The sequence below is a fragment of the Shinella fusca genome (assembly GCF_014203155.1).
In the GTDB taxonomy this organism is placed as follows: domain Bacteria; phylum Pseudomonadota; class Alphaproteobacteria; order Rhizobiales; family Rhizobiaceae; genus Shinella; species Shinella fusca.
On the sequence record NZ_JACHIK010000033.1, the window covers coordinates 1 to 11,768 of the forward strand.

6 protein-coding genes, 3 pseudogenes and 1 other annotated feature are annotated in these 11,768 nt (G+C 56.8%); of the genes and pseudogenes, 6 read left to right on the forward strand and 3 right to left on the reverse strand.

Annotation, left to right across the window (positions count from 1 at the left end; genetic code table 11):
* Positions 1 to 22: 22 nt before the first annotated feature.
* The 3 genes and pseudogenes from HNQ66_RS23665 to istB all read left to right on the forward strand — a co-directional run.
* Positions 23 to 94 (forward strand): annotated as a pseudogene (locus HNQ66_RS23665) (IS66 family insertion sequence element accessory protein TnpB); the annotation flags it as partial.
* A pseudogene (istA, locus tag HNQ66_RS23215) lies at positions 87 to 1,578 on the forward strand (IS21 family transposase). The pseudogenes HNQ66_RS23665 and istA, both read left to right, overlap by 8 nt.
* Before the next feature lie 14 nt (positions 1,579 to 1,592).
* Entirely contained in the window at positions 1,593 to 2,336 is a 744-nt protein-coding gene (istB, locus tag HNQ66_RS23220) for an IS21-like element helper ATPase IstB (protein ID WP_064334874.1), read from the forward strand.
* A gap of 775 nt (positions 2,337 to 3,111) precedes the next feature.
* Here istB and asnB read toward each other — a convergent pair.
* From asnB to HNQ66_RS23235, 3 genes are read right to left on the reverse strand one after another with little or no spacing between them, the layout of a single operon-like run.
* The gene (gene asnB, locus HNQ66_RS23225) at positions 3,112 to 5,067 is read right to left on the reverse strand and encodes an asparagine synthase (glutamine-hydrolyzing) (RefSeq protein ID WP_184147247.1); all 1,956 of its coding nucleotides are present in this window, start codon (positions 5,065 to 5,067) and stop codon (positions 3,112 to 3,114) included.
* Between the two features lie 21 nt (positions 5,068 to 5,088).
* Positions 5,089 to 6,234, reverse strand: coding sequence for a glycosyltransferase (locus tag HNQ66_RS23230; protein WP_184147249.1), 1,146 nt, complete (start codon positions 6,232 to 6,234; stop codon positions 5,089 to 5,091).
* A complete protein-coding gene (locus HNQ66_RS23235) occupies positions 6,234 to 7,262 on the reverse strand; it encodes an SDR family NAD(P)-dependent oxidoreductase (protein ID WP_184147252.1) in 1,029 nt (342 codons plus the stop codon). The genes HNQ66_RS23230 and HNQ66_RS23235 overlap by 1 nt, the downstream gene beginning before the upstream one ends.
* A 193-nt stretch (positions 7,263 to 7,455) precedes the next feature.
* Between HNQ66_RS23235 and HNQ66_RS23240 the strand changes: the two genes are divergently transcribed.
* The 3 genes and pseudogenes from HNQ66_RS23240 to HNQ66_RS23250 all read left to right on the forward strand — a co-directional run.
* Positions 7,456 to 8,754, forward strand: coding sequence for a nucleotide sugar dehydrogenase (locus HNQ66_RS23240; RefSeq protein ID WP_380781159.1), 1,299 nt, complete (start codon positions 7,456 to 7,458; stop codon positions 8,752 to 8,754).
* A 273-nt stretch (positions 8,755 to 9,027) separates the two neighbouring features.
* Positions 9,028 to 10,293, forward strand: a complete 1,266-nt coding sequence (locus HNQ66_RS23785) for an O-antigen ligase family protein (protein ID WP_184147254.1) — start codon at positions 9,028 to 9,030, stop codon at positions 10,291 to 10,293.
* A 350-nt stretch (positions 10,294 to 10,643) separates the two neighbouring features.
* Positions 10,644 to 11,677: pseudogene (locus HNQ66_RS23250) on the forward strand (IS3 family transposase); the annotation flags it as partial.
* Positions 10,925 to 11,041 (forward strand) — a sequence feature (AL1L pseudoknot). Its footprint overlaps the pseudogene before it by 117 nt.
* Positions 11,678 to 11,768 lie beyond the last annotated feature (91 nt).

Genomic DNA, 11,768 nt, shown 5'->3' on the forward strand with positions numbered 1-11,768 from the left:
TCCTGCGAGGGGGCTGAGGATCATGGTGGCGACCCAGCCGGTCGATTTCCGGCGCGGGATGAACGGCCTGATCGCATTGGTGGCGTCTGCCCTTTGCCGGAAGTGGAACAAGTAGCCGCGAGATCGCGGTGATGCTCGGCGTTGCACGCAGCACCGTGCAGGATAATCTGAAGCGAGCAGCCATGGCGGGGCTGACCTGGCCATTGCCCGGAGAACTGACCGACGATGCGCTGGAGCATCGGCTTTTCGCCCGCGCCGGGGTCAAGCAGGGCCAACGGCGACGCCAGGAGCCTGATTGGGCTGAGCTCTCCATCGAGCTGAAGAAGCCGGGCGTCACGCTGCTGATCCTCTGGGAGGAATATCGCAGCGTCCATCCCGACGGATACGGCTATAGCCGCTTCTGCGAACTGTTCCGCGGCTTCGAGCAGCGCCTGTCGCCGACGATGTGCCAGGAGCATGCCGCTGGCGACAAGGCCTTCGTGGACTATTCCGGCAAGAGGGTGCCGATCATCGATCGCAAGACCGGCGAGGTTCGCGAGACGGAACTGTTCGTCGGCGTGCTCGGCGCGTCGAGCTATACGTTCGCCGAGGCGACCTGGACCCAGACGCTCCCGGATTGGATCGGCTCGCACGTGCGCATGTTCGCCTTCTTCGGTGGCGTGCCCCGGCTGATCGTGCCGGACAACCTGAAGTCTGGCGTCAACCGCGCCAGCTTCCATGATCCCGAGATCAACCGCAGCTACGGCATGATGGCGTCCCACTACCGCGTCGGCGTCCTACCGGCCCGGCCACGCCGCCCGAAGGACAAGGCGAAGGTCGAGAACGCCGTGCGCTTTGCCCAGAGCTGCATTCTCGGACGCCTGCGCAAGCAGACCTTCTTCTCGCTCGCCGAGGCCAATGCCGCGATCGCCGAGGTGCTCGCGCGCATCAACGATCATGTCATGCGCCGGCTCGGCGTCAGCCGCCGGCACCTCTTCGAGACGGTCGAACGCCCGGCACTCGCAAGCCTGCCCATCGAAGACTACGAATTCGCCGAATGGCGCTTGGCGCGGGTCTCGACGGATTACCACGTCGAGTGCAAGAGCTTCTTCTATTCCGTCCCGCATGCCCTCATCCGCCAGCAGGTCGATATCCGGGCAACCGCCCGGATGATCGAGATATTCCATCGCGGCAAACGCGTTGCTGTGCATCAGCGCCGCTATGGCGGGCCGCGCTATGGAACAGACCCCGCTCACATGCCGAGCTCTCACCCGCCGCTACGCCGAATGGACGCCGGAGCGCTTCCGGCGCTGGGGCGCGTCCATCGGTCCGCAGACCGAAGGGCTGATCATCGCCATCCTCGCCAGCCGGCCGCATCCGGAACAAGGTTTCAGAACATGCCTCGGCATCCTGCGCCTTTATCGCGACATCGGCCATGAGCGCGCCGAGGCCGTTTCGTCGCGCGCCGTCGAGATCGGCGGCCTGACCTGCAAGACCATTGCCTCGCTCATCGCCACCCACAAGGGCGCAAGGCATTCCACCGAACCTACCGCCGTCATGGAACACGCCAATCTGCGTGGCCCCGGCTACTTTCATTGAGGAGACAACTCACAATGCTGACCAACCCCACCATCGACATGCTGCGCGAGCTCGGCCTCTCCGGCATGGCGAGCGCGTATCACGAACTCGAGGCGCAACCGGAGGCGAGACAACTCGAGCACGGTGAATGGCTCACGATCTTGCTCGAACGGGAAACGACCACGCGCCGTCAGAAGCGTTTCGAGGCAAGGGCCCGTGCCGCGAAGCTCCGCCATGACGCCCAGATCGAGAACATCGACTTCCGCGCCGCCCGCGGCCTCGATCGCAACCTGTTCCTGAAGCTCGCCGGCTGTGATTGGATCAGGCAACATCACAGTCTCCTGCTGATCGGGCCCGCCGGCGTCGGCAAGAGCTGGCTGGCCTGCGCGCTCGGACACAAGGCATGCCGCGAGGACTTCTCCGTCGCCTATCATCGCCTGCCCAGGCTGTTCGCCACCCTTGCGCTCGCGCGCGGCGACGGCCGTTATCCCAAAGTTCTCAAGGCGCTCGCCCGAACCGACCTCCTCATCCTCGACGACTGGGGTCCGGAGAAGCTCAACGACGAGCAGCGTCGAGACCTCCTGGAAATCATCGAGGACCGCTACGAGAAGCGATCCACCATCGTCACCAGCCAAGTGCCTGTCGATCACTGGTACGACATGATCGGCAATCCGACGCTCGCCGATGCCATCCTCGACCGCCTCGTCCATAATGCCTACCGTATCGAACTGTCCGGTGAGAGCTTGCGAAAGCAGCGTCAGACACCAGCAGACGCTTGACCGCGCGGCAATCAGGAGCCATCAAACCAACGACCCAAGGGACCATCGACTGGCCGGCTTCAAATCGGAATGCTGGCCGGAATGAAATCGGAACAGGTGGCCGGCTTCGTTTCGGAATCAATGGCCGGCTTCATCGGAATACGCAAGAATCCGAGGATAGCGACTATGAACACGCCGAGAGAGGGTTCCGCAGTGGGGACATCTGCATTGTTCTGATCGGCCAGATGCTGCGACAACAATCGCGCCGGCCGCATCGTGCACTGCTTCAACGTTGAATTCGGCGGGGATCAGATCGGAAAGTCGAAATCGGGTCGGCATGACGCTGATTCTCCAGAGAAAACCACGCCAATTAAATCCTAAACATCATCGAGATTGAGTCAGAGCCCTTATTCCATGCCTAATCACAACCCTCGGCGCAGCCATAGCGGCGGAACTTATGGGTAATTGAAAGACGGTGAGGGCCGCCTTGTGAGGTGACGCTGAACATCCGAAGTCCTAGTGCAAACACTAGGGATAGTCCTATGATGAAGCATCCGATTGAAGTGATCACGTCTGTTGAGCGCCGTCGGCGCTGGTCTCGCGAGGAGAAGGAGCAGTCACGGGTTGACTCTGCAGCAACTGTTCACCTGGCGGCGGCTCGCCCGTAAGCCGCGTGAAGCTGCGCCCGATGTTGATGCTCCGCTATTTGCGCCAGCGGTCTTGGATGCTCCGGCGAAGCTGATGGCGAGAGACCCGGCAACGCGTGCACGCAGAGACAAGTCGGGCAAGGGCGTAGTTAGTTTGAGCGCGAACTGGCGGCTGCGGTCCGGTATCGTGTCTGCCAAGCATGCAGCATGAGTACATTCCAAAGGAAATGATGCAGGTGCCCCTTGCCAGCATAGAATTCATCGCGAGCAGTCTGCACCAACGGAGCATACATGGGGTTCGCCTTCTGGAACAGGGTCAGATTCTCTTCCGCCCAGTCACGCAATCTACCTCGCAGCCAGCTTTCAATCGGCACGCCAAAACCTGCTTTAGGCCTCTCAAACATGTCGACGGGTACGTGCTTGGAGAGAATTTGACGCAGGACCGACTTTGTACTGCCATCTTTGATCTTGTCGTTGATGCCCAAGCGCCAGGCGAGGGCGAACAGCTTGTGATCGAGGTAGGGCACGCGTGTTTCAAGGGCTACAGCCATGGCGGCGCGGTCGACCTTGGCCAGGATGTCGCCAGGTAGGTAGGTCTGGGTATCGAGCAGCATCATGGTCTCGGCAAGGTCAATGCGTGTGCTCGCCACATCGTTTTGCGCGGCGGCAAGCATCTGCTGAAGCGCCACTGAAGGCATCAATCCTTCGTCTCGGCGAACTAGGCCCATGTAAAGCGACAAATCGTCCTGCGCCAGAAGAGCAAAGCCGATCTTGTTGAGTTTTTCGCTGGCGAGCCGTACGCGGCTAGCGCCAGCCAACTTGCCGACGACATTGATGAAGCCGGCCATGCGCGGCTGGGCGGTTGCCATCAGCGCGCGCCCGACAGGTTGGCGCAGGGCGGCTGGGACCACCTTGCGCATTTTGGAGTATTTCGTTGCCAGACGATGCCGGTTGTAGCCCGCAAAGACTTCATCGCCCCCGTCGCCCGACAGGCAGACGGTGACCGACCGGCGCGCCACCGAGGAGACCAGATAGGTGGGCAATTGCGAGGAATCGGCGAACGGCTCATCGTATATGTCAGGCAATTTATCGACAAGGGACAGTGCTTCGTCCCAATCCAAGATCACTTCCGTGTGGTCGGTACCCAAATGGTCGGCGATGGCGCGGGCATAGGGTGCCTCGTTATAGGCTTCGTCCTTAAAGCCGATGGTAAATGTCTTGATCGGTTTCGTGGACTGCGCCTGCATCAGGGCCACGACCAGTGAAGAATCGATACCACCGGATAAAAAGGCGCCGAGCGGCACGTCGGCCACCATCTGGTTGCCGATGACGATTGAAAGGCGCTCCTCTATCTGCTTGATGATTTCCTCTGACGATCGGCTCTCGTTCTCTTCGCGGATATCTCGTACGCTCTGGGCAGCGTTCCAATAAGCTATCGGCTCGATCTTTGTTTGGCCGGGAACGAGACGAGCATAGGTGCCGGCCGGCAGCTTGCGCACGTTGCGAAAGGGGGTTCGCGGCTCTGGAATATAGCTCAGCGCCAGAAACATCTCGATCGCCTCGGGATCATCGATGCCAGCAAAGCCGGGATAGGCGAGAATGGAGCCGAGCTGCGAGGCAAATACGATACCCTCTTCAGTTTCCCCGACATACAGCGGCTTTTCACCGAAGCGGTCGCGAGCCAGCGTCAGCGAGCGATCCTTGCGATCCCAGAGGCCGAAGGCGAACATACCTTCGAGACGCGCCAGCGTGGCCGCAACGCCCCAGATTTCGCAGGCTGCGAGGAGGACTTCGGTGTCGGAGGCCCCGCGCCAGGTGATTGTAGCCGAGTCGCCGAGCTCTCTGCGCAGATCACGATAATTGTAGATTTCACCATTGAGCACGATGACATAGCGGCCCGACTGAGAAACCATCGGCTGTGCACCGGCCGGCGACAGATCGACGATAGCCAGACGCGTGTGTCCTAGCTCCAGCCCTTCATCGCCTTCTCGATGCAGTCCGCTAGCATCGGGGCCACGATGGCGAATGCGATCTGTGATGGCTTCCAGCGCGCCCTGGGGCGGTCGCTTGTTTGAAGCTGTCAAAATCCCGGCAATGCCACACATGTAGTATTCTTTCTTTTGAAGCTAGCTCGTAGTCCCAGCATGCTCATCAAGCAAATCACAGGCCAACAGAATTGAACGCGCAACATCACGGGCTTGATATTTGGAGAGGGCCAAGGCGTAACTGGCACGTCCCATAACTTGACGCAATTCTGGATTGCTGGCTAGCCGCGCCATCGCCTCGGCAAGACCGCCAACATCCTTGATTGGAACGAGATATCCGTTCTTGCCGTGCTCTACCGTCTCTCGACAGCCCGGTGCGTCGCTGGTCACGATTGGCCGTGCCATAGCCATCGCTTCCAGTACAGAGCGGGGCGTGCCCTCGCGATAAGAAGGTAGCACGAAGACACTACAATCCGCGATAGCCGGGCGCACATCGGCCATTTCGCCATGATAGATAATGTCGCCTTCAGCCACTGCTTGCTCGAGGGCGGTGATGTCGAACGCTGCCGGGTTGGGATCAAGCGGCCCGACGAGGTGAAAACTAGCATCGCTATTGCACGTACGTACGATACGGGCGGCTGCGATGTATTCCCCAATGCCCTTGTCGGCGACGAGGCGCGCAATCATCAAGAAATGTGGCACGACTGGCAATGGCTTAGGTGAGAAGAAGTCGGTGTCCACGCCCGAACCATTGACGATGACGGTTCGTGTATCAGTGGCGAGAATACCGGCCTGCTCGAAAGCTTGCCTGTCGTCGGGGTTCTGGAACAGCACGACCTGGACACGTTTTAGTGCCAGACGATAGAGCCCAGAGGCGATCCTGTTGACGAGTTGGCGCTTAAGCGAGCGTTCGCCATCCGTGAAGGCATATCCGAGACCAGTGATCATGGCATAACGCCGCTTCACCCCGGAAAGCGCTGCCGCCAGTGTGCCGTAAATTACTGGCTTGATCGTATAGGTGATGACTACATCAGGCCTTATCGCCGCCAAAGCCGACCGCAATTGCATAAAGACCTTGATATCGGCGGCCGGGGAAAGGGAGGAGCGTGCTAGATCGATCGAGGTGAAAGTTATGGCGCGCGTGCGAAGCCAGGCAAGCGTCTTGTCGTCGCTGGCAGGCGCAATCGCATGGACTTCATGACCGGCCTCGCGCAAGGCCTCAAGGAGAGGGCCGCGAAAATTGACCAGCGAGCTCGCTAGGCCGGCAATGATAACGACACGAGCCACTACTTAGCCTGGTAGTATGACAGATACCAATCAACGAAGGCTTTGATGCCGGCCTCGACTGTCGTTGACGGACGGTAGCCTGTTAATGCCTCAAGCAGTTCGGCCTTGGCATAGGTTTCACGCACATCGCCAGCCTGCATTGGCAAGATGTTTTTTCTTGCCTCCAACCCCAATTGCTGCTCGATGGTCGAGATGAAATCCATCAAACCCACAGGCTGGCCGCCGCCGATGTTGACGACGCGGAACGGAGCGGCAGGGGACAGGGAATCGACCGCGTCAGCGATGGGTTGACCGGTGGCAGGTACAGCCTCGATTAGACGGACAATGCTTTCGATAAGGTCATCGACATAGGTGAAGTCGCGCCGCATATCGCCTTCGCCATACACGTCGATGGCTTCGCCAGCCTGCATGGCGCGGACGAACTTGAAGAGCGCCATGTCGGGACGGCCCCACGGACCATATACCGTGAAAAAACGGAAGGCTGTAGTTGGTTGAGACCATAGATGAGCGTAAGAATGGGCCATGTTTTCCGTGGCCTTCTTGGTCGCCGCATAGAGCGTTATCGGATGATCGGTCCTGTCAGTCTCACCAAAGGGCATATCTTTGTTGGCGCCGTAAACAGAACTCGTCGAGGCAAACAGGTAGTGTGCTGGTTTATGCTGGCGTACCAGTTCCATGACATTGAATGTACCTACGAGATTGGCCTCGACATAGGCTCGCGGGTTCTCAAGACTATAACGCACGCCAGCCTGCGCCGCCAGATGAACTACGATGTCTGGCTGCGCATCGGCAAAGGCGATGGAAAGAGCTTCAAAATCCTCGAGCATGACCTCGTGCGCTTGAAAGTGATTTGACTTTGCCAGCATTTCATGTCGCCGACGTTTCAGGGAGGGATCATAGTAATTGGTCATCCCGTCAACGCTGACCACACGCCAGTCATCATCAAGCATTCGCTTGGCAAGATGGTATCCAATGAAGCCTGCGCCCCCTGTAATCAACACGGACCGCTTGCGAGAATTCGAACTCATTCTTTATGACGCCTTTGCTGCAAATTAACCGCTCCTATAAACCAGCAGGCATGCGGCTGCAACAAGCCGGGTAGCCCCGCCGCTCTTGCGGAAGATATCAAAGTCTTGAGCGAGGTGGGTATCAATGTCAGTTGCATAGGCTGGTTTAATCTTCTAGTAGCCTAAGAATGCTGCTACTGCATGGAGTACGACGGTGACGACGGACAAGTCCATATTATCTCAGAGGAAACTCGCGGTCATCGGTTTGGGCTATGTAGGCCTGCCTGTGGCAGTCGCCTTTGGTCTCAAAGGTGCGCATGTTGTTGGCTTTGATATTGATAAACAGCGTATTGAGGCTCTGAGGGATGGTAAAGACTGGACGCGAGAAGTCGAAGAGTCCGATCTCGCGGCCGCAAATTTGCATCTAACCGACGATCCTTCCGAGTTAGTCGATTCCAGCTTCTATATTGTTACCGTCCCCACTCCGATCGATGGTGCACGGCGGCCCGATCTCAGTGCGCTAAAAAGCGCATCTAGGACAGTAGGGGGCGCTCTCTCAACCGGTGATATTGTAGTATACGAATCTACAGTTTATCCCGGTGCAACTGAAGAAGACTGTATTCCTGTGCTAGAGGAATCTTCTGGTCTTAAGGCAGGCACGGACTTTTTTGTCGGATATTCACCGGAGCGAATCAATCCGGGCGACAAGCAGCACCGATTTGAGACTATTACTAAGGTGGTTTCCGGCCAAAACTCGGAAACCGCGCAGACCATTGCAGCTGTATATGGGGCTGTGGTGGAGGCGGGCATACACATTGCCCCCTCAATCAAGGTCGCTGAAGCCGCCAAGGTCATCGAGAATGCTCAACGCGATATCAACATCGCATTTATGAACGAGCTTTCGGAAATTTTCCATCTGCTTGATGTTGATACAGCCGCGGTGCTGGAAGCAGCGGCGACGAAATGGAATTTTCTCAATTTCTCTCCCGGCCTTGTTGGTGGACACTGCATAGGTGTCGATCCGTATTATTTGACTTATCGCGCTGAACGGGAAGGCTATCATCCTCAAGTGATTCTTTCGGGACGAAGGGTCAATGACGGCACAGGCAAACGCATCGCGCACGAATGCGTCAAGTTGGCGATGACCAAACGAAAGGTGATAAGTAACGTTACACTATTGGGAGTAACGTTTAAAGAAAACGTTCCCGATATCCGCAATACGCGAGTGATCGACATCGTACACGAGCTTGAAAAATTCGGTATCGAGGTGCAAATCGCCGATCCCTTAGCGCGCGCTGATGACCTGTGGCATGAGTATGGGCTGAAATTGACCAGTCTGTCTGATCTCAAGCCAGCGGATGCCGTAATTTTCGCTGTTCCGCATAGTGAATATCTTGAGCAGGGATGGACGATGATTGAAAAGCTGATCGAAAAGGACGGCATCGTGCTTGACGTTAAGAGCAAGCTGTCGCCCACTCTCAGACCTGCGGGAATTGAGCTGTGGCGCCTTTAGACGGAACCGCTGTTGATGAGAACGCGATTGAGAGCTTTCGTCATTCTCCTAGAGCGAAGATAGCTAACTTATTCCGATGAACTCGAGCCTATCGCTCAGTCGATAAACGCTATCAAAGTGCGTCAGGTCGCTCTCTTCTTCGAATAATCTTCCCATTTGCCTCCGGGTGCTCAATCGTTCCATGTTCTCTCTCAGATTAATAGCAAGTTCGAGGGAGGCAGCATTAACAAGATTAGAAGCCGCATAGTCGGAAGGTACCACAAGGAGGAGTGCGTGAGCACAATAAACTCGGCAGCGGACAATGTCCTTAAGTCAAAATCCACTCCCTTTGTATTTTCGTTCCTGATCGTTGGTCTGCTTTGCAAGCAACTGCAATTTGGTGCGTTCGGCTTCATAGAAGTCGCCACTGCGGCTCTATGCTTCATACTGTGTGCGGCAAAGATTGTATCAGAGGAGAAAATCCCGGGTCGTGCACTTGTCGTGCCAATCTGTCTCTTCGCGATTATTATGATCACCACTGCGTTCGCGTGCGTAACAGATCCGGGACGGGTCAGCATACGTGACACAATCGCCTATTGCTTCACCTCTCTTATCGTTTGTAGCTTTATTCTGGCCAGCCACGGCAGAGAACAAGCATACGTGAAAGCGCTTTGTCTTGTTGCAGCGCTCTTCTTATTCTTCTTTTTGTTGCTGGCAATCGTTCCTAGCCCCATTCAGGGCTATATGTATTATCAAAACAGTTGGAAACTTCAGGGGCTCTCAAACAACCCTAACCAAATCGGTTTTCTTGCAGCGACCACTTTAACACTTCTGTTAATAATGGAGTTTTCTTGTACGATTGCAAAAAAAACCGCCGTCATTGCCTCTGTGGCATCTGGTCTTGCTGGCTCTATGTCGGGCAGCAGCGCTTACACTCTGGCCGTGCTATCAACTCTACTTCTGATTTTTTTCTTCTGCGGTGTGCATTGGTCCAAGCGGCTTCCGTTTGTTTTTCCTTTCGCGATTGTCTTCCCGACCCTATTTGCGATGCTTAGTTTCTTTCCACTATCAGAACTCAGTTTCTTCGAGCATTTTCCAGGCCGACAGATCGGTGTTGCGACAGGCCAGTTTGACGATGTCTTCGATCTTGAAGCCGATGGCGGGCAAGGTTCGGCGCGGCTGGCGCTCTGGCAGAATGCGTTTTCTACAGTAGCCGCGTCGCCAGTCATTGGGCTCGGACCCGGCGCGCATGTTCCGTTGTCCAATGTAAATACAGGCACCGTGATTCTCAATGAAGCCCACAACACCGTGATCGATCTACTTGTAGTGACGGGCGTACTCGGGATATCACTATTTTTTCTTCTAGTAAGTCGTATTTTTTTTACAGCGTATAAGGGGAAACAATTAATTTTGCTGGTGGCATGCCTAACGCCCGTAGGCGTCTATTCACTATTCCATTTCCTTGGTAGACAACCCCTGTTCTGGATCGTACTCTGCTTGGCTAGCGTGACCTTTGTCATGCTGCTTCGCCAAGGGCGCGGCTTCACGCGAAGCTCGTAAGCGTAATTAGAGCATTTCTGACGTGCTCCTGCTCTAAGCCCAAACTTTGGACCGCCGGGAGCTGGAGTTTTCCGCTCTGATCACGATGACGGGCTGGTTGCGCCACCGGGATTGTGCAGGGCAATCGGGACGTTATACCCGATCGCCGGGTGAGGACGTTCTTCGTTGTACAACACGACGACAGAACACCCACGGGACAGAGGTTCGCGAGCTTTTGTATCCGTGGCATCCCTGGTCCGGTCAGCTCGTCCACGTCCATGAGGCGCTGGCCAAAGGGACGGCTATCTTCCGTTGCAGTGAACCGCGCCGGGTTTGCCGGAGGCTCCAACTTCTGAGAGATTTGAGCCGATATGAGCAAGACAACGAACAAGTTTTCACCTGAAGTCCGCCAACGCGCCATCCGTATGGTGCTGGATCACGAGGCAGAGCACCCGTCGCGGTGGGCAGCCGTTTCATCTATTGCGGGCAAGATCGGTTGCTCGCCAGCCACGCTGCACGAATGGGTGAAGAAGACCGAGGTCGACAGCGGCAAACGAGCAGGCTTGCCGAGCGACGCGGCCGAGAAGATGAAGGCTCTGGAGCGGGAGAACCGCGAGCTTCGTCAGGCCAACGAGATTTTGCGCAAGGCGTCTGCTTATTTCGCGATGGCGGAGCTCGACCGCCCCTTCAAACGATGATCTCGTTCATTGACGAACACCGTAGCGTGTTCGGGGTCGAGCCGATCTGCAGGCTTTTGCCGATTGCCCCATCAACCTACTACGAGAACGTCGCCAAGCGCTTGGATATGGACCGCCTGTCGGTTCGCGCCCGCAGCGATATCGGCATGAAGATCGAGATACGCCGGGTGTTCAATGAGAACTTCCAGGTCTACGGCGTGCGTAAAGTCTGGCGGCAGTTGCAGCGAGAAGGCTACGCCATCGCCCGCTGCACGGTCGCTCGGCTTATGAGGTCGATGAGCCTGCAAGGGATTATTCGAGGAAAGCCGGTCCGCACGACATTCTCGGACAAGGCAGCCCCGAGCCCGCTTGACCGGGTAAACCGCCAGTTCAAAGCCCCGGCACCAAACAGGCTGTGGGTCTCGGACTTCACCTATGTCCCGACATGGCAGGGTTTCGTCTACGTGGCCTTTGTGATCGACGTCTTTGCCCGGCGCATCGTTGGCTGGCGGGCGAGCCGGCCGGCACAGGCGAGCTTTGTCCTCGATGCCCTTGAACAGGCACTTCATGATCGACGTCCTGTTCATGGCGGCGGGCTCGTGCATCATTCGGACAGGGGCGTTCAATACGTGTCCATCCGGTACTCCGAGCGGCTGGCAGAAGCTGGCATAGAGCCTTCTGTCGGAAGTGTCGGCGACAGTTATGACAATGCCCTCGCCGAAACGATCGTGAGCGCAACGAACACCCCACCTTTTAACGGCGCGATTTGGGCTTGAGATTCTGCTCGTTGATTTGGAAGGACGATTTTTCAATGGACGA

Coding starts and splice junctions, on each gene's coding strand:
- istB (WP_064334874.1), top strand. CDS start 1,593: ATGCTGACCAACCCCACCATCGACATGCTGCGCGAGCTCGGCCTCTCC.
- asnB (WP_184147247.1), bottom strand. CDS start 5,067: ATGTGTGGCATTGCCGGGATTTTGACAGCTTCAAACAAGCGACCGCCC.
- HNQ66_RS23235 (WP_184147252.1), bottom strand. CDS start 7,262: ATGAGTTCGAATTCTCGCAAGCGGTCCGTGTTGATTACAGGGGGCGCA.